Genomic DNA, 23,950 nt, shown 5'->3' with positions numbered 1-23,950 from the left:
CGCACCCAGTGCAAATCAACCAGTCCCAAACAAGTGCGTTCATTTGCACTACGATGCCTGCTCGCATCACTGGAGAGACCCTGTGCAACTGAACATCAACGGCAAAAGCCGCACCACCCAAGCCGAGCCCGGCATGCCCTTGTTGTGGGTACTGCGCGATGAACTTCAGCTCACGGGCACCAAGTTCGGCTGCGGCATCGCCGCCTGCGGGGCCTGCACCGTCCATGTCGACGGTCAGCCTGTGCGCTCTTGCGTGATGCCGGTGTCTGCAGTGGCGAATCAAAAAATCCGCACCATCGAATCATTGGGTACCCCTGAAAAACCCCACCCGCTGCAAGCGGCCTGGATCGCAGAGCAAGTGCCGCAATGCGGGTATTGCCAAAGCGGCATGTTGATGGCCGCCGCCGCCTTGCTGGAAAAAACACCCCAGCCCAGCGATGCCCAAATTGACGCGGCCATGACCAATTTGTGCCGCTGCGGCACTTACCAACGCGTGCGTGCGGCCATTCACCGCGCGGCAAAAACCATGCAGTCGCCAAACGCCTTGAAAGGCGGTGCCGCATGAAACGCCGCACCTGGATCTTGAGCGCCTTGGGCGCGACCGGGGCTTTGGTGGTGGGCTGGGGCGTGATGCCTGCCCGCTCGCGCCTGGGCTCGCCCGAGCTGATGCTCCAAACCGAAGGCGATGTGGCCCTGAACGGCTGGATCAAGATCGCTGCAGACGGCGGCGTCATCTTGGCCATGCCCCGCAGCGAAATGGGCCAAGGCGTGCACACTGCGCTGGCCATGCTGGTGGCCGAAGAGCTCGATGTGCCGCTGAGCCGCGTGCGCTTGGAACAAGCGGGCGCCGACAGCATTTATGGCAACGTGGCCATGCTGGTGGCCAGCCTGCCTTTTCACCCACTGGACAGCGAAGGCGAACACAAACCCGTCAAGATCAAGATGGGGGAATGGCTGGTGGGCAAGATCGCCCGCGAGCTGGGCATCAACGCCACGGGAGGCTCGTCCAGCATCGCTGACCTGTGGGCACCTTTGCGCATGGCAGCGGCCACAGCGCGGGCCAGCCTGGTGCAAACGGCGGCACTGGCCTGGCAAGTGTCTGCCCAAGACATCACCGTGGCCCATGGCCTGATGCAACACACCTCGGGAAAGTCGGCCCATTTCGGTCAGATGGCCGCAGGTGCTGCGGGTGCCACGCCCACCGGCATCACCACCAAACCACGTGCGCAGTGGCAGCTCATTGGCCAAGCAGCGCCCCGCACCGACATTCCTGCCAAAGTGACAGGCGAGGCCCGTTTTGGGGCCGATGTGCGCCTGCCGGGCATGCTGTTTGCTGCCGTGCAAATGTGCCCCATGCTGGGTGGGTCAGCCACGTCCATGGACAGCCAAGCGGCATTGGCACTGCCCGGCGTGTCCAAGGTGGTTCCGCTCGACGCCTGGGGTGGCGGCACCGCGGGTCTGGCCGTGGTGGGCCGAACCACTTGGCATGCGTTACAAGGCGCACAAGCCGTCAAAGTGCAGTGGCAGCCGCCCGCCACTGGCGCTGCAGACACCACGCGCATCCAAGTTGATTTGCTCAAAGCCTTGAACACCGAAAGCGGCTTCACCTTCCACGAGCAAGGCGTGCCCCACCAAGCCGAAAAAGCCGCAGCCAGCCGCATCGATGCCTTGTACCAAGCGCCCTATTTGGCCCACGCCACCATGGAGCCCATGAACTGCACCGCGCAGGTCAAAGACGGGCGGGTCGAAATTTGGGTGCCCACCCAAGTGCCCCAAATGGCCCGCGCCATGGCGGCCAAAGTGGCGGGCGTCAAAGAAGAGCAAGTCACTGTGCATGTGACTTTTTTGGGCGGCGGTTTTGGCCGCAGGCTCGAAGTCGATTTTGTGGGCCAAGCCGTGCAAGTGGCCATGGCCTGCAACGGCGTCCCTGTGCAACTGAGCTGGTCGCGCGAAGAAGACATGACGCACGACTTTTACCGGCCCATGCACCTGGCCAAGTTCCAGGCCTCGCTCGATGCCCAAGGCACGGTCACCAGCCTGCGCATCAAATCGGCGGGCGACGCCATCACCCCACGCTGGATGGCGCGTGCAGCGCCCCACCTGTCTGGCCCCATCGACATGCCGGACAAAACCGCATCGGAAGGCCTGTTTGACCTGCCCTACGGATTTGCCAGCCAGCACATGAGCCATGTGGCCACCCGATCAGGCGTACCGGTCGGTTTTTGGCGCTCGGTCGGCCATTCGCACAACGCTTTTTTCTCCGAAAGCTTCATCGACGAACTGGCCCTTGCCTGCCGACAAGACCCCTTGGCTTTTCGCCTGCACTGGCTCCAAGAAGCGCCGCGCTATGCCGCCGTGCTCCAGTTGGCTGCTGACAAAGCGGGTTGGGGCAAAGCCTTGCCTGAGGGCCATGCGCAGGGCCTGGCCCTGCACGAGTCGTTTGGCTCCATCACCGCGCAAGTGGCCCAAGTGTCACTCGAGCAAGGTCAGATCCGTGTGCACCGTGTGGTCTGCGCCATCGACTGCGGCACCGTGGTCAACCCGGACACCGTGGCCCAGCAAGTCGAAAGCAGCGTGCTGTATGGCCTGAGTGCGGCCTTGTTTGGCAAGATCGAGATCGTGGGCGGGGTGGTCCAGCAAAGCAACTTTCCGGCTTACCCGCTGCTCACCTTGGCGCAGGCCCCGCAGGTGGACACCCACATCGTGCCCAGCACCCGAGCGCCTGCAGGCGTGGGCGAGCCGGCAGTGCCTCCCGTGGCCCCGGCTGTGGGCAATGCCCTGTTTGCGCTCACGGGCAAGCGGCTGCGGGCTTTGCCCTTGGTGGTTTAAAAGTCCCGAATCAGACGCTTCGAGGACCTACCTACAAGCTGCCGCCGTAAAGCCACGGCAAATCCATCAAGCGTTCGCCCCCCAAGCGCAGGCCCCAGTTGCGGGCCAAGGCCAATGCGCCTTGGGCGTGAAAAATCTGACCATTGCGGATGGCGCGTGCCTGCACACGGGCGTTGCGCGCCCAGCGCTGCTCGGCATAGGCCTGCAAACGGTCGGGCACGCGGCCCCCACCGTGGGCCAAACACCGCGCCAGCACCTGCGCGTCTTCAATCGCCATGCCCGCGCCTTGCGCCAAAAAGGGCCGCATCGGGTGCGCGGCATCGCCCAGCAAGGCCACCGGGCCTTGGGCCATTTCATGCGCGCAAGCCAAGGGAGCGCGGTCGTGCAGCGCCCATTGCCGCCAGACCAAAACCGAGGCCAGACGTTCCTGCAAATCGCGGCCCACTGCACCTGACACGGCGCCCATCGCTTGCATCAGCGCTTGGGTGTGGCCTGCTGCGTCCCAAGCCTCGGCGTGCGCGGGTTTGTCGCCGTGCACGATGGCCACCAAATTCAACCATGCGCCGCCGCGCACCGGGTAATGCACCACATGCAGGCGCGGCCCCATCCACACCGTGACCTCATCCGAGCGCAGATGCGCCGGCAAATCGGCTTGCGCCACCAAGGCCCGGTACGCCAGCTGCCCCGTGAAGCGGGCAGGCGCATCGCCCAGCAGTTGCTGACGCACCGCGCTCCACACGCCATCGGCACCGATCAAGGCATCGGCCTGCCAGTGCTGCCCCTGTGCGCTGTGCACATCCAAGCCTTGGGCGCCGACTTGCCAGCCCTGCACCGTTTGCCCCAGTTGCACATCCACCCCTGCGGCCTGGGCAGCCGCTTGCAACAGGCCCTGCAAGTCGGCCCGATGGATGGTGGCGTAGGGCGCACCATAAAGTGCCTGAGCCCGCTCGCCCAAACGCAAGCGGCCCAGCACCCGCCCGGATTGGGCATCGCGGGCTTGCAAACACTTCGGAAAAGCCGCCACCTGCGCCAGCGCGTCGCCCAAACCCCAGGCCTGCAAAATGCGCGTCACGTTCGGCCCCATTTGGATGCCAGCGCCCACCTCGCTCAGCTGCGTTGCCCGCTCCAGCAGCTGCACCGGCACGCCCTGCCGCGCACAGGCCACGGCAGCAGCCAAGCCACCCATACCGCCACCGGCGACCAACACCCGATGCGGACCATCTTTTGCCATGCTTCTTGTCATGCATCAATTGTGCACGGTGCCGTACTGCCCCCCAAGAAGAAACGACTCAGATCAAAACGAGATTTAAACCTCATGAACAAACTTTGCCAGCAAAGCCAGCACGCATTAAGGGGGGCCTTGTAAAAGTTGAAGCTTGCCAACCGCCCTCAAAACAAAAAGGCCCTGTCAGCGCAAACCAACAGGGCCTTTATTCAGATCTAAACCGATCAGGCGGTCACACCTTTGGCGTTTTCCACGTACTCTTCGATCTGGTTGAAGTTCAGGTACTTGTAAATGGCTGCGCCGTCTTTGTTCACCACGCCCATGGCTTCATGGTATTCGGCCACCGTTGGGAACTTGCCCATCTTGGAAGTGATGGCCGCCAACTCGGCAGATGCCAAGTACACATTGGTGTTCTTGCCCAAACGGTTGGGGAAGTTGCGTGTGGAAGTGGAGACCACCGTCGCGCCTTCGCGCACTTGTGCTTGGTTGCCCATGCACAAAGAGCAGCCTGGCATTTCGGTGCGCGCACCGGCGGTGCCGAATGCGGCGTAGTGGCCTTCTTTGATCAGCTCGCTCTCGTCCATCTTGGTGGGCGGTGCCACCCACAGCTTGACGGGGATGTCGCGCTGGCCACCGAGCAGCGTAGCGGCTGCACGGAAGTGGCCAATATTGGTCATGCAAGAACCGATGAACGCTTCGTCGATCTTGGTACCAGACACTTCAGACAAGAACTTGGCGTCGTCCGGATCGTTCGGGCAGCAAACGATAGGCTCTTTGATATCGGCCAAATCGATTTCAATGACATGCGCGTATTCTGCGTTTTTGTCGGCTTCGAGCAATTCGGGTGCGGCCAACCAGGCTTCGACTTTCTCAATGCGACGCGCCAAGGTGCGTGCGTCTTTGTAACCGTCGGCGATCATGTTCTTCATCAGAACGATGTTGGACTTCAGGTACTCGGCCACAGGCTCTTTGTTGAGCTTGATCGAGCAACCGGCAGCAGAACGCTCGGCAGACGCGTCAGACAATTCAAACGCTTGCTCGACCTTGAGGTTAGGCAGGCCTTCGATTTCCAGAATACGTCCAGAGAATTCGTTGATCTTGCCTGCCTTGGCCACAGTCAACAAACCCTGCTTGATCGCGTACAAAGGAATGGCATGAACCAAGTCGCGCAAGGTCACGCCGGGTTGCATTTCACCTTTAAAGCGAACCAGGATGGACTCGGGCATGTCCAAAGGCATCACGCCAGTGGCCGCACCGAAAGCCACCAAGCCAGAACCGGCGGGGAAGCTGATACCGATGGGGAAACGGGTGTGCGAGTCGCCACCGGTGCCGACGGTGTCAGGCAACAACAAACGGTTGAGCCAAGAGTGAATCACGCCGTCACCGGGACGCAGGGACACGCCGCCGCGGTTGCTGATGAACGCAGGCAGTTCGCGGTGCGTTTTCACGTCAACAGACTTGGGGTAAGCCGCTGTGTGGCAGAACGATTGCATGACCATGTCGGCTGAAAAGCCCAAGCAAGCCAAGTCTTTCAACTCGTCGCGGGTCATGGGGCCTGTGGTGTCTTGTGAACCCACGGTGGTCATTTTGGGTTCGCAGTAAGTGCCGGGGCGAACGCCTTGGCCTTCTGGCAAGCCCACGGCGCGACCGACCATCTTTTGCGCCAATGTGAAACCGGCCTGGGTACTGATCGGCGCAGTCGGCAAACGGAACACGGTCGAGGCAGGCAGGCCCAAGAACTCGCGGGCCTTGGCGGTCAAGCTGCGGCCAATGATCAGGTTGATACGGCCACCGGCTCGCACTTCGTCAAACAGCACATCGCTCTTGAGCTGGAAGGTGGTCACGGTTTCACCGTTGCGCACGATCTTGCCTTCGTAGGGCAACACGTCGACCACGTCACCCATGTTGAGTGCGGTCACGTCCACTTCGATCGGCAGCGCGCCTGAATCTTCTTGCGTGTTGAAGAAGATAGGCGCAATTTTGCCGCCCAAAGTGACACCACCGAAACGCTTGTTGGGCACAAAGGGAATGTCTTCACCAAAGCCCCAGATGATGCTGTTGGTGGCCGACTTGCGTGAAGAGCCAGTGCCGACCACGTCGCCGACGTAAGACACCAGATTGCCTTTTTTCTTCAGCTCTTCAATCATGGCCATGGGGCCGCGCTTGCCGTCTTCTTCGGGCTTGAACGCGGCACCTTCGCGGGTGTTCTTCAACATTGCCAAGTAGTGCAATGGGATGTCTGGACGGCTCCAAGCGTCAGGTGCCGGAGACAAGTCGTCGGTGTTGGTTTCGCCAGGCACCTTGAACACGGTGATGGTGATTTTTTTCTCGACTTCAGGGCGTGTGGTGAACCACTCGGCATCGGCCCAGCTTTGCATGACTTCTTTGGCTTTGGCGTTGCCAGCCTTGGCTTTTTCAGCGACGTCGTTGAAAAAATCGAACATCAACAAAGTTTTCTTCAAGGCTTGCGCAGCCACGGCGGCCACTTCTGCGTCGTCGAGCAACTCAATCAGGGGGTGCACGTTGTAGCCACCCACCATGGTGCCGAGCAACTCGGCAGCCTTGGATTTGGAGATCAAAGCCACTTGGATCTCGCCGTGCGCCACAGCGGCCAAAAAGGACGCCTTGACTTTGGCGGCATCGTCCACGCCCGGTGGCACGCGGTGCGTCAGCAAGTCCATCAAGAACGCCTCTTCGCCTGCGGCGGGTGCTTTGATCAGTTCGATCAATTCAGCCGTTTGCTTGGCGTCCAAAGGCAATGGCGGGATACCCAGCGCTGCGCGCTCGGTTACATGGTCACGGTAGGCTTTCAACATGGTTTTTCTCCTGTCAGTCAAGGTTTCAAGATTTATCGCCCCATGCCTGTCGTATCGATCAGGCTGGGCGGGGGATTGGTTTTCATGGTTTCGGCAAAGGCCACTTGCTCGGGATTCGCACACTCATCGGCCATGCGACGGCCTTTGGTCTGGTCCATGAGCATGGATTTATTGGCCAGTTGCAGCCAAACTGCACCGGCTTTCTTGTCTTCAAGGCGGATGGCCCCGGAACTGGTACGTACCGGTTGCATGTGATAACGAAAACCTTTGCCCAGTACATAAAAGTAGCCGGGCTTGGCGGCATCGGCTTCGAGTCGGACGCTGGCCCCCAGTTCGCAGGGCATCACACCTTGATGAATGCGCTCGGCAATGGCCAACTCTTCAAGGTTCAGGTCGGTTTGCGCACCTGGGCGAACTGAAGGTGCCAACCCAGAAACCGCCGGCGCTGGGGGCAACGACGCCGCCTGACTGTCTGGGGTGCGAAGGTTGGTGGCCGCGTCTGAAATCGCTTGGGCTTGCAAAGCGGCTGTGGCTTCGGCTGCCAAACGGGCCTGCACTGCGGTCGTGGCGCGGGTGGTGGCCGAGGCTGTGCGCGCCTTTGCAACGGGATGAGCGGCCTGTTTTTTGACCACGGCGGTCTCGGCCAGGCAAACGCCAGACCAAACCACAAAAGCGAGCAGGAAGGTTTTGAACATGAGCAGCACTTTCATCGAATAGCCCATCATCGCTTGGCTGTCGCGGCAAAGAATGCTTGGATGGCCCCTGGCAAGGGGCGACCGGTTTGGTGTGCGCGCTCCAGCAGTTGCCAGAAAAACCGGTAGCTGGCCCGGTCGTGCAATTGCCCCGCATGGCTAATAGGGGCCCATTGGACGGCCTGTGCGGCCAAAATGATCTCGCTGGCTTGGTCGATTTGCGCTTCGCTGGGGGCCATGGCCTCCAGAATCGGGCGAATTTGATCAGGGTGGATGCTCCACATGCGGGTGTAACCCAGCTCTTGCGCCGCTTTTTGGGCCGCCATGCGAACAGCATCGGCGTTTTTGAATTCAGTGACCACGCAGTGCGAAGGCACCTTGCCGTGGGCGTGGCAGGCGCTGGCAATCTCGAGCTTGGCTCGCAGCACCAAGGGGTGGGTGAACTGGCCTTGGATACCCATGCCATCAGCGGGAATCGCGCCCCCATGGGCCGAGACAAAGTCCATCAGGCCAAAGCTGATCGACTGCACGCGGGGATGGGCGGCGATGTCAAAAGCGCGGTGCACGGCGGCAGGCGACTCGATCAGCACATGCAAAGGCAAATCTGCGGCACCGGCGGCGTTCAGGGCGGCTTGCGCGCGGTCCACATCGGCCATGCACTCGACCTTGGGCACCATGATGTGCGTCAAAACCCGCCCCGCGCGACCTGCAACATGGGCCATGTCGGCGTCAAAACTGGGGTGATCGACAGGATGAACGCGAACAGCAATACGGGCGTTCGTGCTGACAGCGGTCGTGCTCAGCGCCATTTCTGTGACCAGTGCCGCGTGTTCGGCTTCGCCACCGATGGGCGCACCGTCTTCGCAGTCCAGGGTGACATCAAAAACGCAAGTGCCAAACTCTTGGGTCATTTCAGACTGCAATTGCAGGCTTTTGCGCATCCGCGCCTCTACCCCGCTGTAATGGTCACACACCGGCAGCTGAACGCTACCGGCTTGCGCCCCCAGCAAAATATCGCGCGGATGGGTCACTCTGTTTCTCTGCTGAGAATCAGATCAAGTGAGCAACGCCAGCTTGCTCGTCGGTCAGCTCTTTCAGAGTCTTGTCGATGCAGCCTTGGCTGAACGCGTCGATTTCCAGACCTTCAACGACTTTGTATTCGCCGTTTTCGCAGGTGACTGGGAAACCGAACATGACATCTTTAGGAATGCCGTACCAGCCTTGCGATGGGATGCCCATGGTGACCCACTTGCCATTGGTGCCCAAAGCCCAATCACGCATGTGGTCGATGGCCGCGTTGGCCGCTGAGGCTGCCGAAGACAGGCCACGCGCTTCAATGATGGCCGCGCCGCGCTTGCCCACGGTGGGCAAGAACACGTTGGCGTTCCATTCCTGGTCGTTGATCATGGTCTTGACCGACTCGCCCTTGATGGTGGCGAAGCGGTAATCAGCGTACATGGTGGGCGAGTGGTTGCCCCACACGCACAATTTTTCGATATCGGCCACAGCTTTGCCGGTCTTGGCAGCGATTTGCGAAGCAGCGCGGTTGTGGTCCAAACGCAGCATGGCAGTGAAGTTGCCCGGCTTCAGATCAGGCGCAGCCTTCATGGCGATATAAGCGTTGGTATTGGCGGGGTTGCCCACGACCAGCACTTTCACATCACGCGAAGCCACGGCGTTCAGGGCCTTGCCCTGTGCAGTGAAGATGGCGCCGTTGATGGCGAGCAACTCGGCACGCTCCATGCCTGGACCGCGTGGGCGCGAACCGACCAACAAAGCATAGTCGACGTCTTTGAAAGCCGTCATCGGGTCGCCATGGGCTTCCATGCCCACCAACAACGGGAATGCGCAGTCTTCCAACTCCATCATCACGCCGCGCAGGGCTTTTTGGGGGCCTTCGACCGGCACTTCCAGCAATTGCAGGATGACGGGCTGGTCTTTGCCCAGCATTTCGCCAGAGGCGATGCGGAACAACAATGCGTAACCGATTTGACCTGCTGCGCCGGTAACGGCAACGCGGACGGGCTTTTTGCTCATGGTGGAAACTCCAGAAGTGTTGAAAACAAGGGTCGCAGCCCTGGCCAACACCATTTGTCGGCAGGTCTGTCCGGCGCACCGGACCCGCGCATCAATCCCGACCCTAGTTGAGATGACCGCAAGCAAACAGCTGGGGAGTGTACCCGCGAAAACCCTGATTCGTCAATTTGTCTTATGTCTTATATAAGATATGATGCACCTCCTGACGTGCAACTGACCTGCACGCCAAATTCAAGCCCCATGAACAACACATCCCCATCGGCAGACAGCAGCTTTTCAGAGGGCGAGACCTCAGCGCTGACACCCGCTTTCAGCCCGCTGTACCAGCAAATCAAGGGCTTGATCCTGCAAAACCTGCAGTCTGGCGAGTGGAAACCCGGCGAGTCGATTCCCAGTGAAATGGAGTTGGCCGCGCGCTATCGGGTCAGTCAAGGCACTGTGCGCAAAGCCATCGACGAGCTGGCTGGCGACAACCTGCTGGTGCGTCGCCAAGGCAAAGGCACATTTGTCGCCACGCATGCCGAGCACCATGTCCAATACCGTTTTTTGAAATTGGTCCCTGACGATGGGAACCTCGACTCTGAAGGTCCCGCCCAGCGCGAGATCGTCGATTGCAAACGCTTGCGTGCCAACGCAGACATCGCTCGCGCACTGGCCATGAGGGCTGGCGATGCTGTGTTGCAGGTTCGGCGTGTGCTGTCTTTTGGGGGCGTCCCCACCATTCTTGAAGACTTGTGGTTGCCCGGCGGCCCTTTCAAAGGCCTGACAGCCGAGCGCCTGGCCGAATACCACGGTCCCATGTACGCCCTTTTTGAAACCGAATTTGGCGTGCGCATGGTCCGTGCCGATGAAAAAATTCGCGCTGTTCTGCCTGACGAAGCCCAAAGCCAATTGCTGCAAATTGCCCCAGGAACCCCCTTATTGAGCGTCGAACGCATTGCTTATACCTACAACGACACCCCCATGGAACTGCGGCGCGGCTTTTACCGCACCGAAAGCCACCACTACCGCAATGCTTTGAGCTGACCCGAGCGACTTGATCGAAAAAATCTCCCACTGCTACCCGTGTGCAATGCTCATGTCAGTTTGTTGCGTTGCAATAGAATCCACCGGTTTGTTACCCCAATTGCGAACGCGTTACACCCAGAAAGTACCCACATGACTGAACTCGCTCGAAAGCGGCCCGAATTCCGCAACATCAACGCGCTGAAAGACCTTCCGTCTTACCGACTCCCAGTCGCTGGCATCGTGTCCATCCTGCACCGCATCAGCGGTTTCCTGATGTTCTTGTTGATGCCACTCATCATCTGGATGTTTGACAACTCCATCACGTCGGAGATTTCTTTCGCGAAATTCTCAGCCGCTTTTAACATCGGCATTGGCTTTGTGCCGGGCTGGTTCATGAAACTGGTGGCTTTGGCCTTGATCTGGGCCTATTTGCACCACTTTATTGCCGGTTTGCGCCACCTGAATATGGACGTGTGCCATGCGGTAACCAAAGAATTCGGCAAATCTTCGGCCATCTTCACTTTGGCTCTCAGCATCGGCCTGACCGTGGTGCTGGGTGCCAAGATGTTTGGCCTGTACTGACCAGCCCCACAGAACAACAAAAGGAAACTGACCTATGTCGTCCGTCAACTACGGCTCCAAACGCATCGTCACTGGTGCAGGCTACGGCTTTCGTGACTGGCTCGCACAACGCGTGACCGGCACCCTGATGGCCCTTTTCACAGTGATCTTGTTGGCCCAGGTGATCTTCACCTCAGGCCCTATCGGCTACGAAGAATGGGCTGGCATCTTCGCCTCCCAGTGGATGAAGGTTCTGACCTTCTGCGTCATCCTCTCCTTGCTGTACCACGTCTGGGTGGGCATGCGCGACATCTGGATGGACTATGTGAAACCCCTGGCTGTGCGCCTGGTTTTGCACGTTTTCACACTGGTCTGGCTGATCGGCTGTGCCGGCTGGGCGGTGCAAGCCCTCTGGCGTCTGTGATCGCCCGCGATTGAGCTGAACTCATAACAAGACTGAGAAACCATGAGCTATACCAAAGATCAAATCACCACCCGCAAGTTTGACGTCGTGATCATCGGCGCCGGTGGTTCGGGCATGCGTGCCTCGCTGCAACTGGCCCGCGCTGGCCTGAACGTGGCCGTGCTGTCCAAAGTGTTCCCCACCCGCTCGCACACCGTGGCAGCCCAAGGCGGCATCGGTGCATCGCTGGGCAATATGTCCGACGACAACTGGCACTACCACTTCTACGACACCATCAAGGGCTCCGACTGGCTCGGCGACCAAGATGCCATCGAATTCATGTGCCGCGAAGCGCCCAAGGTCGTATACGACCTAGAGCACATGGGCATGCCTTTTGACCGCAACCCAGACGGCACCATTTACCAGCGCCCCTTTGGTGGCCACACCGCCAACTACGGCGAAAAGCCTGTGCAACGCGCTTGCGCTGCCGCTGACCGCACCGGTCACGCCATGCTGCACACTCTTTACCAGCAAAACGTCGCGGCCAAAACCAGCTTCTTCGTGGAATGGATGGCCCTTGACCTGATCCGTGACGCCGAAGGCGACGTGGTCGGCGTGACCGCACTCGAAATGGAAACCGGTGACCTGCACGTCTTGCACGCCAAAACCGTGCTGATGGCTACGGGTGGCGCAGGCCGCATTTATGCCGCATCGACCAACGCCTTCATCAACACCGGTGACGGCTTGGGCATGGCGGCTCGCGCAGGCATTCCGCTCGAAGACATGGAGTTCTGGCAATTCCACCCCACCGGGGTGGCCGGTGCTGGCGTGTTGTTGACCGAAGGCTGCCGGGGCGAAGGCGCGATCTTGCTCAACAGCAATGGCGAACGATTCATGGAGCGCTATGCGCCCACCCTGAAAGATCTGGCCCCACGCGACTTCGTGTCCCGCTGCATGGACCAAGAGATCAAAGAAGGCCGTGGCTGTGGTCCGAACAAAGACCACGTGTTGCTCAAGCTGGATCACCTGGGCGCCGACACCATCCACAAACGCCTGCCTTCGGTGTACGAAATCGGCGTCAACTTCGCCAACGTCGACATCACCAAAGAGCCGATTCCCGTTGTGCCGACCATTCACTACCAAATGGGCGGCATCCCGACCAACATCAACGGTCAAGTGGTCACACAAAACGCCACCGACAACAACGCGGTCGTCAACGGCTTGTACGCTGTGGGCGAATGCTCTTGCGTGTCGGTGCACGGCGCCAACCGCCTGGGCACCAACTCGCTGCTCGACTTGCTGGTGTTTGGCCGCGCTGCAGGCAACCACATTGTCGACTTCGCCTCCAAGACCAAATCGCACAAGCCATTGCCGGCCGATGCCACCGACCTCACCCTGGAACGCCTGAACAAACTCGAAGGCCGTGGCGGCGAATACGCTCAGGACGTGGCCAACGACATGCGTGCAGTCATGCAGCAGCACGCTGGCGTGTTCCGCACCCAAGCCAGCATGGACGAAGGCGTGCAAAAGATCGCTGCCATCCGCGAGCGCGTCAATGCGATCGGCCTGAAAGACACTTCCAAAGTGTTCAACACCGCCCGCATCGAAGCGCTGGAAGTGGAAAACCTGATCGAAAGCGCACAGGCCACGATGGTCTCGGCTGCAGCGCGCCGCGAATGCCGTGGTGCCCACACCGTGAGCGACTACGAGCGTGCAGTGGACGATCCAATCGCACCGTTGGGCCGCGATGATGCCAACTGGATGAAACACACCCTGTGGCACAGCGAATCGAACAGCCTGACTTACAAGCCTGTGAAACTCAAACCCCTGACCGTGGACTCTGTGCCACCCAAGGTTCGCACGTTCTAAAGATTGTCTGGACCGCTCGCCCAAGGCCTGCGGTCCACCACCAGAATCCAACAGGAGTTCTTCCATGACCCTACGCACTTTTCAGATCTACCGCTACGACCCCGATAAGGACGCCAAGCCTTACATGCAAACCATCCAGGTCGAACTGGACGGCAACGAACGCATGTTGCTGGACGCCCTGATGAAACTCAAGGCGGTTGACCCCACTATTTCTTTCCGCCGCTCTTGCCGCGAAGGCGTGTGCGGTTCGGACGCGATGAACATCAACGGCAAAAACGGTCTGGCTTGCCTGACCAACATGAACACCCTGCCCGGTACGATCGTGTTGAAGCCGCTGCCAGGTCTGCCCGTGATCCGCGACGTGATCGTGGACATGACCCAGTTCTTCAAGCAGTACCACTCGATCAAGCCTTACTTGATCAACAGCAACATCCCACCCGAAACCGAGCGCCTGCAAAGCCCGGAAGAGCGTGACGAGCTGAACGGTTTGTACGAGTGCATCTTGTGCGCCAGCTGCTCGACCAGCTGCCCCAGCTTCTGGTGGAACCCCGACAAGTTCGTGGGCCCCGCTGGCTTGCTGCAAGCCTATCGCTTCATTGCCGACAGCCGCGACGAAGCCACCGCCGAGCGCTTGGACAACCTGGAAGACCCTTATCGTCTGTTCCGCTGCCACACCATCATGAACTGCGTCGATGTTTGCCCCAAGGGTCTCAACCCCACCAAGGCAATTGGCAAGATCAAAGAGATGATGGTTCGCCGCGCTGTCTGATGACCGTCACCCCCATCCTGGAAGACGCGTCTCTGGTCGGCGCTGACCGCCTCGCGCCTTTGAGTGAGCGGTCGCTGAGCAAGCTGCGCTGGCGCAGCCGTCGCGGATTGCTCGAAAACGATTTGTTCATCGAGCGCTTCTTCAACCGGCATGCTGCTTGCTTGACGGTTGGTCAGGCCCGGGGCATGTACGTGCTGATGGACCTGTCAGACAACGATCTCATGGACTTGCTGTTGCGCCGCAAGGCATTGCAGCCCGAGATCAGCACCGAAGAGGTGCGTGAAGTCCTGGACATGCTGAGAGCGTGAACCCGAAATGGTTCACACCTGGAAATTTAGAGGAAACCCACCATGAAACTCGCCGATAACAAAGCCACCCTGTCGTTCTCCAATGGCAGCCCCAGCATCGACATGCCCGTTTACTCGGGCAACATCGGTCCTGACGTGATCGACATCCGCAAGCTGTACGCACAAAGCGGCATGTTCACCTACGATCCTGGCTTCTTGTCGACGGCATCTTGCCAATCGGCGATCACCTACATTGATGGTGACAAAGGCGAGTTGCTGTACCGTGGCTACCCCATCGAACAGCTGGCCAACAAAGCCGACTACCTGGACACCTGCTACTTGTTGCTGAACGGCGAGTTGCCTGTCGGCCAGCAAAGCAAGGACTTCCACAAGCTGGTGAACAACCACACCATGGTGAACGAGCAGATGCAGTTTTTCCTGCGCGGTTTCCGTCGTGATGCTCACCCCATGGCCGTGTTGACCGGTCTGGTGGGCGCTTTGTCGGCCTTCTACCATGACAGCACCGACATCAACAACCCTGAACACCGCCACATCGCTGCGATCCGCTTGATCGCCAAGATGCCCACGCTCGTGTCCATGGCCTACAAATACGGCGTCGGCCAGCCCTTCATGTACCCACGCAACGACCTGTCTTACGCAGGCAACTTCCTGCGCATGATGTTTGGCACGCCTTGCGAAGAGTACAAGGTCAACCCTGTGCTCGAACGCGCCATGGACCGCATCTTCACCCTGCACGCAGACCACGAGCAAAACGCGTCGACCTCGACCGTGCGCCTGTGCGGCTCGTCCGGCACCAACCCGTTTGCAGCCATTGCAGCGGGCGTAGCCTGCTTGTGGGGCCCCGCACACGGCGGCGCCAACGAGGCTTGCCTGAACATGCTGGAAGACATCCAGAAAATGGGCGGCGTCTCCAAGGTCGGTGAATTCATGAACCAGGTAAAAGACAAGAACTCCGGCGTCAAGCTGATGGGCTTCGGTCACCGCGTCTACAAAAACTACGACCCACGCGCCAAGTTGATGCAAGAAACTTGTGACGAAGTGCTCAAAGAACTGGGACTGGAAAACGACCCCTTGTTCAAGCTGGCCAAAGAGTTGGAAAAAATCGCTCTGGAAGACGAATACTTCGTCAGCCGCAAGCTCTACCCCAACGTGGACTTCTACTCCGGCATCGTGCAACGCGCCATCGGCATTCCAGTGAACCTGTTCACCGGCATCTTCGCCCTGGCCCGCACCGTCGGCTGGATCGCCCAGTTGAACGAAATGATCAGCGATCCCGAATACAAAATCGGCCGCCCACGCCAGTTGTTCACCGGCTCCCCACGCCGCGACGTGCAGCGTTGATCGGTTTTTAACCGAAACCCAAAGCCCGCCTTGCGCGGGCTTTTTTTATGGATCAACGCGCTCACATGGAACGCGCTAGGTTGGCGGATTTAGCCCCCGGCGCGGTGCCATTGACCCGCTGTCGGGACTGAAGCCACCGACCTGCAAATCACCACGACTTGAGGGGACGGGTCTGGGGCCTGACTGGCCGATTTGCTGGCGCGAAGCGACTGATGAGGCCTGTCAGGCCCCGGATTCGGCCACTCAAGTTCACGCAAGGGTGACACTTCATCTGTCCGTTTCCACAAACCTTGGCTCAGCATCAGCCAACGCGACAAAGAAGTCATGCGAACCGCATAAAATGGCAAGCTGCACAGCAAGGAAGCTCCATGGCACGCACGCTCTACGACAAGATCTGGGACGAACACGTCGTCCACACCGAAGAAGACGGCACCTCCGTCCTCTACATTGACCGTCATTTGGTACACGAAGTCACCAGCCCGCAAGCCTTCGAAGGCATTCGCCAAGCGGGCCGCAAAGTCTGGCGCGTCAGCTCCATCGTGGCCACCGCAGACCACAACACCCCCACCACCGGTTGGGAGATGGGCTACGACGGCATCACCGATCCGATCAGCAAAGAACAAATCACCACGCTTGACGCGAACATGAAGGAATACGGCTCGGCAGCCTTTTTTCCATTCCTGTCCAAGCGCCAGGGCATCGTGCACGTCATTGGCCCAGAAAACGGTGCCACCCTGCCCGGCATGACCGTGGTCTGCGGTGACTCGCACACCTCCACCCACGGCGCGTTTGGTGCACTGGCCCACGGCATCGGCACCTCCGAGGTCGAGCACGTCATGGCCACGCAAACCCTGCTGGCCAAAAAAGCCAAAAACATGCTCATCAAGGTCGAGGGCACATTGGCCAAAGGCGTGACCGGCAAAGACATTGTGTTGGCCATCATCGGCAAAATCGGCACCGCAGGCGGCACCGGCTACACCATCGAATTCGCAGGCTCGGCCATCCGCAGCTTGAGCATGGAAGGCCGCATGACGGTCTGCAACATGGCCATCGAAGGCGGTGCGCGCGCTGGTTTGGTGGCTGTGGACGAGAAAACCATCGAGTACGTCAAAGGCAGACTGCTCTCACCAGGCACCGATCCGAAAACGGGCCAGTTCGTCGGTGGTGCGGAGTGGGACCAGGCATTGACTTATTGGAAAAGCTTGCAATCCGACGCTGGTGCGCACTTTGACGCCGTGGTGGAGCTGGACGCCAGCGCCATCGTGCCCCAAGTGACTTGGGGCACCTCGCCCGAGATGGTGCTGGGCATCAACGGCCACACGCCTGACCCAGACAAAGAAAAAGACGATGTCAAGCGTGACGCGATCGAGCGTGCACTGACCTACATGGGCCTGCAGCCCGGCAAGGCGCTGTCCGACATCACCATCGACAAGGTCTTCATCGGCTCGTGCACCAACAGCCGCATCGAAGACATGCGCGAAGCCGCTGCCGTGGTCAAAAAGCTCGGCCAGAAGGTCGCCAAAAACGTCAAACTGGCCATGGTGGTGCCCGGCTCGGGCTTGGTCAAAGTGCAAGCCGAGCAAGAAGGCCTGCATGAAATCTTCAAGGCCGCAGGCTTCGAGTGGCGTGAGCCCGGCTGCTCGATGTGCTTGGCCATGAACGCCGACCGCCTGGAGGCCGGCGAGCGCTGCGCCTCTACCAGCAACCGAAACTTCGAAGGTCGTCAAGGCGCTGGTGGGCGCACCCACTTGGTGAGCCCCGCCATGGCTGCTGCTGCGGCTATTCACGGCCACTTTGTCGACATTCGTAAATTCGCCTGAACCCAAGGAGCCTGGTCATGAAAACCCTGATCCGCCTGATCCTGATCGCCTCTGTGCTGAGCCTGGCCGCGTGCAACACCCTGCGCGGCATCGGACAAGATATTGAAAAACTGGGCTCCACCATTGAAGGCGCTGCCAAGAAATAAAGCCATGCAAAAATTCACTCTCCTCAAAGGCCTGGTGGCCCCGATGGACCGCGCCAACGTGGACACCGACGCCATCATTCCCAAACAATTCCTGAAGTCGATCCGCAAAACCGGCTTTGGCCCTAACCTGTTCGACGAATGGCGCTATCTGGACGTGGGCTACCCCGGCCAGGACCCGGCCAGCCGAAAGCCCAACCCAGACTTCGTGCTGAACCAACCGCGCTACCAAGGTGCCAGCGTTTTGTTGGCTCGCAAAAACTTTGGCTGCGGTTCCTCGCGCGAGCATGCGCCCTGGGCCATTGACCAATACGGCTTTCGCGCCGTGATCGCACCCAGCTTTGCCGACATCTTCTTCAACAACTGCTTCAAAAACGGCCTGCTGCCCATCGTGCTGCCCGAAGCCGTGGTAGCCCAGTTGTTCGACGAAATCGCCGCCTTCCCGGGCTACCAGCTCACCGTCGACCTGGAGCGCCAGGTGATCGTCAAGCCCCAAGGCGAAGAAATACCGTTCGAGGTGCAGGCCTTCCGCAAATACTGCCTGCTCAACGGCCTGGATGACATTGGCCTGACCCTGCGCCACGCCGACAAGATCAAGGCCTTTGAAGCCGAACGCTTGGCCACCAAGCCGTGGCTGGCGCACACCGCTGTCAACGCATAAAAGTACCCTGGAATACCCATGAAAATCGCAGTCCTCCCCGGTGATGGCATCGGCACCGAAATCGTCGCCGAAGCCGTCAAAGTTTTGAACGTTCTCGGCCTGAAGTTTGAGATGGAAACCGCCCTGGTCGGCGGTGCCGCTTACGACGCCTATGGCCACCCCCTGCCCGAAGCCACGCTCAAGCTGGCCATGGACGGTGATGCCGTGCTGTTTGGCGCGGTGGGCGACTGGAAATACGACAAGCTCGATCGGCCCCTGCGCCCCGAGCAAGCCATTTTGGGCCTGCGCAAAAACATGGGGCTGTTTGCCAACTTCCGTCCCGCCATTTGCTACGAGCAATTGGTCGGCGCATCGAGCCTCAAGCCCGAGTTGATCGCAGGTCTGGACATCTTGATCATCCGTGAGCTCACGGGCGACATCTACTTCGGCCAGCCACGCGGGCGCCGCATCGCGACCGACGGCCACTTCCCTGGTGCCGAAGAAGCGTTTGACACCATGCGCTATTCCAAGCCCGAGATCGAGCGCATCGCGCATGTGGCCTTCCAAGCGGCCCGCAAGCGCAAAGCGGCGGGCTTTGAAGGCCGCGTCACCAGCGTCGACAAAGCCAATGTGCTGGAAACCTTCCAGTTCTGGAAAGACGTGGTCACCGAAGTCGGCAAAGAGTACCCCGACATTGCGCTGGACCACATGTATGTCGACAACGCCGCCATGCAACTGGTCAAAGAGCCCAAACGCTTTGATGTGGTGGTGACCGGCAACATGTTCGGCGACATCTTGAGCGACGAAGCCTCCATGCTCACAGGCTCCATCGGCATGCTGCCCTCGGCCAGCCTGAACACCAAGAACCAAGGCCTTTACGAGCCCAGCCATGGCAGCGCCCCCGACATCGCAGGCAAAGGCATCGCCAACCCACTGGCCACCATCTTGTCAGCGGCCATGATGCTGCGCTTCAGCCTGAACCAAGGCGAAGCGGCCGAGCGCATCGAAGCGGCTGTGCAAAAAGTGCTGGCCCAAGGCCTGCGCACCGGCGACATTTACAGCGCAGGCACCACCAAAGTCAGCACCCGTGAAATGGGTGATGCGGTAGTCAAGGCGCTGGGCTGATTGCCCACATGGATGCCGCCAGTGCAACTGTCAGGAATGACTCAGGCAGCATCCATTACAATTTCGGCCATGTTCCACGCCCGCTTGTTCTCCCTGAACTTCGCTTCTGCCTCTACGGCAGTCGCTGGCGCGCGTGCAACTTCCACAAAAACCACGACCATTAAGGGCTGATCCGGCCTGGTTCGTCGTGCGCCCCCCGGCCAGACGAGCCGGGCAAACAGTCTGGTCAAACACTGTTTTAAAAACTGAAAGGGCGTTGAAATGAGCAAGTTAGTAGGTTTGGTCGGCTGGCGCGGCATGGTCGGCTCGGTTCTGATGGACCGCATGATTCAGGAAAAAGACTTTGACCTGATCGAGCCCCTGTTCTTCTCCACATCGAACGCGGGCGGCAAAGCGCCCTCGATGGCCAAGAACGAAACCACGCTGCAAGACGCCTTCAACATCGAGCAGCTCAAGCGCTGCGACATCATCATCACCGCCCAAGGCGGCGACTACACCTCTGAAGTCTTCCCCAAGCTGCGCGCTGCCGGCTGGAACGGGCACTGGATCGACGCGGCTTCGACGCTGCGCATGGAAAAAGACGCGGTCATCATCTTGGACCCGGTCAACATGCCCGTGATCAAGAACGCGCTGGCCCACGGTGGCAACAACTGGGTGGGCGGCAACTGCACCGTCTCGTGCATGCTGATGGGCGTAGGCGCACTCTACAAGGCTGGTTTGGTCGAGTGGATGAGCACCCAGACTTACCAAGCCGCATCCGGTGGCGGTGCACAACACATGCGCGAACTGCTGACCCAATACGGCACCCTGAATGCCGAAGTCAAAGCCTTGCTGGACGACCCCAAGAGCGCGATTCTGGAAATCGACCGCATGGTGGTGGCCAAGCAACGTGCGCTGACCGCTACTGAAACGGCCAACTTTGGCGTGCCACTGGGCGGCTCGTTGATCCCCTGGATTGACAAAGATTTGGGCAACGGCATGTCTAAAGAAGAGTGGAAAGGCATGGCCGAAACCAACAAGATTTTGGGGCTAGGCGAAGGCTTCCACTCTGCCGCCATTCCTGTGGACGGCTTCTGCGTGCGTGTGGGCGCCATGCGCTGCCACAGCCAAGCGCTGACCTTCAAGCTCAAAAAAGACGTGCCCGTGGCCGACATCGAAGCCATGATCGCAGCCGACAACGAGTGGGTGAAACTGGTGCCCAACACCCGTGAAGCCACGGTGAAAGACCTGACCCCCGTGGCCGTGACCGGCACCATGACCATCCCGGTGGGCCGTGTGCGCAAACTGGCCATGGGCCCTGAATATGTGGGCGCGTTCACCATCGGTGATCAGCTGCTGTGGGGCGCGGCAGAGCCGCTGCGCCGCATGTTGCGCATCTTGTTGGACGCGTGATGGTCTTGCGTCCAACGGCACCCTGAACATGCTGCGCACGAGCTGCTACCCCCACACGACCCATCACCTTGCCAGGTCTTGGGCCGTGGCGTCGGTGCTGGCCTGCTCCAGCTTGTTGGCCAATGCGGTGACTCTGGGCCCGCTTTCGGTGGAGTCAGGCTTGGGCCAGCCACTTCGGGCCGCCATTGAAATCACGCAATACAAAGTAGAAGACCTTCGCAAACTCAAGGTACAGCTGGCTGAATCCGCCAGTTTTGAGCAAGCGGGCATGGCGTTCAATCCCGCCTTGAACGGCTTGCAGGCGCGTCTTGAGTTTCGGGGCGATGGCAAGCCTTACATCGCCTTGGCCGGTCAAATGCCTGTGACCGACCACTTCGTGGATGTCATCGTGGAAGCGCAATGGCCTTCAGGCCGCTTGGCCATGAACTACACGTTGCTGGTCTCGCCTGTTGGTGCACTGAAAAACTCCGCTGAAAAACCCAAGGGCGATGCCAATGTCATTGCTCCTGTGGTTTCGCCCCAGGCTTTGGCCACCCTTGCCGCGCCAGTTGTGCCCAGCGCAATCAGCGGCACCGAAGACGCCATCACTGTGCGTGCTGGCGACACGGCCTCCAGGCTGGTTTTGCAAAAAATGCCTGCAAGCGCGTCACTTGACCAAATGCTGCTGGCCATGGTGCGCGCCAACCCTGAGGCGTTCATTGAAGGCAATGTGAACCTGCTGCGCGAAGGCGCTCAAGTTGTATTGCCCAACGCGCAAGAAGCGGCGCAGATTTCTGCCGAAGAAGCACGGCAAACGGTGATCGCGCAAACCGTGGACTTTGTGGCCTATGCCCGCCGCCTGGCGCAATCCACGCTGAAAGCCACAGACAGCGCCAACCGTGAAATGGCCGGCAAAATCACCCCCGAGTTACCCACACCGGCACCGACCCAGCCCGTACAAGACAAATTGACCTTGAGCAAACGGGAGGTCACCACCGACAGCGACGAAGCCCGTCTGGCGGTTGAACGTGAAATACAGGACAAAACCGAGCAACTGGCCGCACTGAAAAAAAACCTTGAAACCTTGAAGTCTCTGTCGGCTAGCCCGGATGCCGAAAAAACAAACCCTGACGAGCCATCGGCCTTGAAACCGAAGCTGCCAATAGCAGCCGCAGAGGCGGTATCTAGCTCCTTGCTGGAACAGGTCAGCCACAACCCGTCTACATGGGCGTGGGTGGTGGGTCTTTTGGCGGCCATGGTGGGTTCGGTGTGGCTTGTCAGGCGCAACGGGGAAGCCAATGTCGATTTGTTTGGCAGCAAGGGCACGACCGAAACAGCACCGGTATCGCCCCCCACGCCTCCCCTATTTAGCTCGGGCTTGCCGCCTCAGTTTGCCAATCTGGACTTGAACTTGACACCCTCGCCTGACGCCAAAGAAGCCCCCAAAGTGTTCACACCATCGGGTTCCAAAACGTGAGACTCGCGCTGGGTGTCTGCTATTTAGGCACAGCCTACCAAGGCTGGCAAAGCCAAAGCACGGGCTTGACCATCCAGGACAAGCTCGAAAAAGCCCTGGCGCAATTTTGCGATGTACCTCGGGTCAGCACCTTGTGCGCAGGCCGCACCGATGCGGGTGTGCACGGCCTGATGCAGGTGGTGCACTTTGACACCCTGCTGGAGCGCGATGCGTCCTCTTGGGTGCGCGGCACCAACCGGTATTTGCCATCCGACATCGCCGTGCAATGGGCCCAAGTGGTGCCCGAGAGCTTTCACTGCCGCGCCAGTGCCACTGGCCGCCGTTACGTCTACATCCTGCTGGATTCAGCGGTTCGCCCCAGTCTGGAGACCGGCCGCGTCGGCTGGATTTACCGCCCCCTGAGCGAAGATGCCATGCGCCAAGCCAGCTTGCATTTATTGGGTGAACACGACTTTTCCTCTTTCAGGGCCAGCAGTTGCCAGGCCCTGTCACCTGTCAAAACGCTGCGGCACATCCAGATTTCGAAGCGCGGTGCTTATTGGCGCTTTGAGTTTGAAGGCAACGCTTTTTTGCACCACATGATCCGCAACATCATGGGCTGCCTGGTCAGTATTGGCCAGGGCAACCAGTCGCCAGACTGGATCCGCGAGGTGTTGCTGGCCAAAAGCCGCGATGCCGCAGCCCCCACGTTTTCCCCCGATGGCCTGTACTTTGCTGGGCCGATCTACAGCCCCGAATGGGGCTTGCCCGACACCACCCCCGCTTTTGATTGGTTGCCATGACCCAGCCGAACAAGCCGCAAGCCATCTCACCCCAGCAACGCACCCGCATCAAGATGTGCGGCTTCACCCGCGAAGCCGATGTGCTGGCGGCCTGTGCCGCTGGGGCAGACGCCATTGGCTTTGTGTTGTACCCGCCCAGCCCGCGCAACGTGAGCATCGAGCGCGCAGCCGAACTCGCCCGCTTGCTGCCGGCCTTTGCAACGCCCGTCTTGCTGTTCGTCAACGACACGGCCGAGCGAATCAAGACCGCTTGTGCGGCAGTGCCTGGCGCTTTGCTGCAGTTTCACGGCGACGAAACGCCCCAATTTTGCGAAGCCATGAGCCAACTCACCGGCCGCCCGCACCTGAAGGCAGCCCGAATCCCCCTGTCGGAAGCGGACCACTTCGACTTGCTAGAATTTGCGCTCATTCACCCCAAAGCCCAAGCCCTCTTGCTCGACGCCCATGTCGACGGATACGGCGGGGGCGGAAAAACATTCAATTGGTCACTGCTGCCACCAAACGTCAATGCTCACCTCGTTTTGTCTGGTGGACTCACACCTGCAAACGTGGCCGATGGCATTCGGGCGCTTCGCACGCACGGCCTGTCTCTGGCCGTTGACGTGAGTTCGGGCATCGAAGCAGGCAAAGGCCTGAAAGATGCCGAAAAAATCCAGCAATTTGTAGCGGCCGTCCGTGCCGCCGATGCTGACCTCCTTTGACATTTTTCCGGCTTCAACCCCGGCACCATCTGC

At 59.8% G+C, this 23,950-nt stretch carries 22 protein-coding genes; 17 read left to right on the top strand and 5 right to left on the bottom strand.

What is annotated here, in order from left to right; translation table 11 throughout:
* Nucleotides 1-82: 82 nt before the first annotated feature.
* Complete coding sequence (locus tag BN3544_RS08935; RefSeq protein ID WP_019430405.1) at nt 83-565, top strand: (2Fe-2S)-binding protein; 483 nt, start codon at nt 83-85, stop codon at nt 563-565.
* The gene (locus tag BN3544_RS08930; protein ID WP_019430406.1) at nt 562-2,829 is read left to right on the top strand and encodes a xanthine dehydrogenase family protein molybdopterin-binding subunit; all 2,268 of its coding nucleotides are present in this window, start codon (nt 562-564) and stop codon (nt 2,827-2,829) included. Before BN3544_RS08935 ends, BN3544_RS08930 begins: the two co-directional genes overlap by 4 nt.
* A gap of 31 nt (nt 2,830-2,860) precedes the next feature.
* Here the strand turns inward: BN3544_RS08930 and BN3544_RS08925 are convergent, their stop codons facing one another.
* From BN3544_RS08925 to BN3544_RS08905, 5 genes are all read right to left on the bottom strand, one after another.
* Entirely contained in the window at nt 2,861-4,060 is a 1,200-nt protein-coding gene (locus BN3544_RS08925) for an FAD-dependent monooxygenase (protein ID WP_019430407.1), read from the bottom strand.
* Between the two features lie 218 nt (nt 4,061-4,278).
* Complete coding sequence (gene acnB, locus BN3544_RS08920; RefSeq protein ID WP_019430408.1) at nt 4,279-6,870, bottom strand: bifunctional aconitate hydratase 2/2-methylisocitrate dehydratase; 2,592 nt, start codon at nt 6,868-6,870, stop codon at nt 4,279-4,281.
* 32 nt (nt 6,871-6,902) lie between these two features.
* Nucleotides 6,903-7,565 (bottom strand): hypothetical protein, encoded by a 663-nt coding sequence (locus BN3544_RS08915; protein WP_231733940.1) that lies wholly within the window; start codon nt 7,563-7,565, stop codon nt 6,903-6,905.
* A gap of 26 nt (nt 7,566-7,591) precedes the next feature.
* Nucleotides 7,592-8,503 (bottom strand): HpcH/HpaI aldolase/citrate lyase family protein, encoded by a 912-nt coding sequence (locus tag BN3544_RS08910; RefSeq protein WP_019430410.1) that lies wholly within the window; start codon nt 8,501-8,503, stop codon nt 7,592-7,594.
* Between the two features lie 109 nt (nt 8,504-8,612).
* A complete protein-coding gene (locus tag BN3544_RS08905; protein WP_019430411.1) occupies nt 8,613-9,599 on the bottom strand; it encodes a malate dehydrogenase in 987 nt (328 codons plus the stop codon).
* Nucleotides 9,600-9,839: 240 nt separating this feature from the next.
* Between BN3544_RS08905 and BN3544_RS08900 the strand changes: the two genes are divergently transcribed.
* The 15 genes from BN3544_RS08900 (at nt 9,840) to BN3544_RS08825 (ending at nt 23,917) form a co-directional block, all read left to right on the top strand.
* Nucleotides 9,840-10,625, top strand: a complete 786-nt coding sequence (locus BN3544_RS08900; RefSeq protein ID WP_019430412.1) for a GntR family transcriptional regulator — start codon at nt 9,840-9,842, stop codon at nt 10,623-10,625.
* 132 nt (nt 10,626-10,757) lie between these two features.
* On the top strand, nt 10,758-11,189 hold the full coding sequence (sdhC, locus tag BN3544_RS08895) for a succinate dehydrogenase, cytochrome b556 subunit (RefSeq protein WP_019430413.1): 432 nt from the start codon (nt 10,758-10,760) through the stop codon (nt 11,187-11,189).
* A 34-nt stretch (nt 11,190-11,223) separates the two neighbouring features.
* A complete protein-coding gene (sdhD, locus tag BN3544_RS08890) occupies nt 11,224-11,592 on the top strand; it encodes a succinate dehydrogenase, hydrophobic membrane anchor protein (RefSeq protein WP_019430414.1) in 369 nt (122 codons plus the stop codon).
* Between the two features lie 42 nt (nt 11,593-11,634).
* Nucleotides 11,635-13,440: a succinate dehydrogenase flavoprotein subunit gene (sdhA, locus tag BN3544_RS08885; RefSeq protein ID WP_019430415.1), complete on the top strand. Its 1,806-nt coding sequence runs from the start codon at nt 11,635-11,637 to the stop codon at nt 13,438-13,440.
* A gap of 64 nt (nt 13,441-13,504) precedes the next feature.
* The gene (locus BN3544_RS08880) at nt 13,505-14,209 is read left to right on the top strand and encodes a succinate dehydrogenase iron-sulfur subunit (protein WP_019430416.1); all 705 of its coding nucleotides are present in this window, start codon (nt 13,505-13,507) and stop codon (nt 14,207-14,209) included.
* The gene (locus BN3544_RS08875) at nt 14,209-14,517 is read left to right on the top strand and encodes an FAD assembly factor SdhE (RefSeq protein WP_019430417.1); all 309 of its coding nucleotides are present in this window, start codon (nt 14,209-14,211) and stop codon (nt 14,515-14,517) included. The genes BN3544_RS08880 and BN3544_RS08875 overlap by 1 nt, the downstream gene beginning before the upstream one ends.
* Before the next feature lie 42 nt (nt 14,518-14,559).
* A complete protein-coding gene (gene gltA, locus BN3544_RS08870; protein ID WP_019430418.1) occupies nt 14,560-15,858 on the top strand; it encodes a citrate synthase in 1,299 nt (432 codons plus the stop codon).
* Nucleotides 15,859-16,226: 368 nt separating this feature from the next.
* Nucleotides 16,227-17,678, top strand: coding sequence for a 3-isopropylmalate dehydratase large subunit (leuC, locus tag BN3544_RS08865; RefSeq protein WP_019430419.1), 1,452 nt, complete (start codon nt 16,227-16,229; stop codon nt 17,676-17,678).
* 17 nt (nt 17,679-17,695) lie between these two features.
* Nucleotides 17,696-17,824, top strand: a complete 129-nt coding sequence (locus BN3544_RS08860) for an entericidin A/B family lipoprotein (protein WP_019430420.1) — start codon at nt 17,696-17,698, stop codon at nt 17,822-17,824.
* 4 nt (nt 17,825-17,828) lie between these two features.
* Entirely contained in the window at nt 17,829-18,482 is a 654-nt protein-coding gene (gene leuD, locus BN3544_RS08855) for a 3-isopropylmalate dehydratase small subunit (RefSeq protein ID WP_019430421.1), read from the top strand.
* 18 nt (nt 18,483-18,500) lie between these two features.
* Nucleotides 18,501-19,586, top strand: a complete 1,086-nt coding sequence (gene leuB, locus BN3544_RS08850) for a 3-isopropylmalate dehydrogenase (RefSeq protein WP_019430422.1) — start codon at nt 18,501-18,503, stop codon at nt 19,584-19,586.
* 261 nt (nt 19,587-19,847) lie between these two features.
* Nucleotides 19,848-20,978, top strand: a complete 1,131-nt coding sequence (asd, locus tag BN3544_RS08840; RefSeq protein ID WP_019430424.1) for an aspartate-semialdehyde dehydrogenase — start codon at nt 19,848-19,850, stop codon at nt 20,976-20,978.
* Between the two features lie 28 nt (nt 20,979-21,006).
* A complete protein-coding gene (locus BN3544_RS08835) occupies nt 21,007-22,434 on the top strand; it encodes a type IV pilus assembly protein FimV (protein ID WP_019430425.1) in 1,428 nt (475 codons plus the stop codon).
* Nucleotides 22,431-23,216 carry a tRNA pseudouridine(38-40) synthase TruA gene (truA, locus tag BN3544_RS08830; RefSeq protein ID WP_019430426.1) on the top strand — a complete coding sequence of 262 codons (786 nt, stop codon included), beginning with the start codon at nt 22,431-22,433 and terminating at the stop codon, nt 23,214-23,216. The genes BN3544_RS08835 and truA overlap by 4 nt, the downstream gene beginning before the upstream one ends.
* Nucleotides 23,213-23,917, top strand: coding sequence for a phosphoribosylanthranilate isomerase (locus BN3544_RS08825; RefSeq protein ID WP_019430427.1), 705 nt, complete (start codon nt 23,213-23,215; stop codon nt 23,915-23,917). Before truA ends, BN3544_RS08825 begins: the two co-directional genes overlap by 4 nt.
* Nucleotides 23,918-23,950: the final 33 nt, after the last annotated feature.

The organism is Limnohabitans sp. Rim47, assembly GCF_001517545.1.
Taxonomy (GTDB): domain Bacteria; phylum Pseudomonadota; class Gammaproteobacteria; order Burkholderiales; family Burkholderiaceae_C; genus Limnohabitans_A.
The sequence above is the reverse complement of the archived record's forward strand: the minus strand, read 5'-3'. Positions and strand labels throughout refer to the sequence as shown.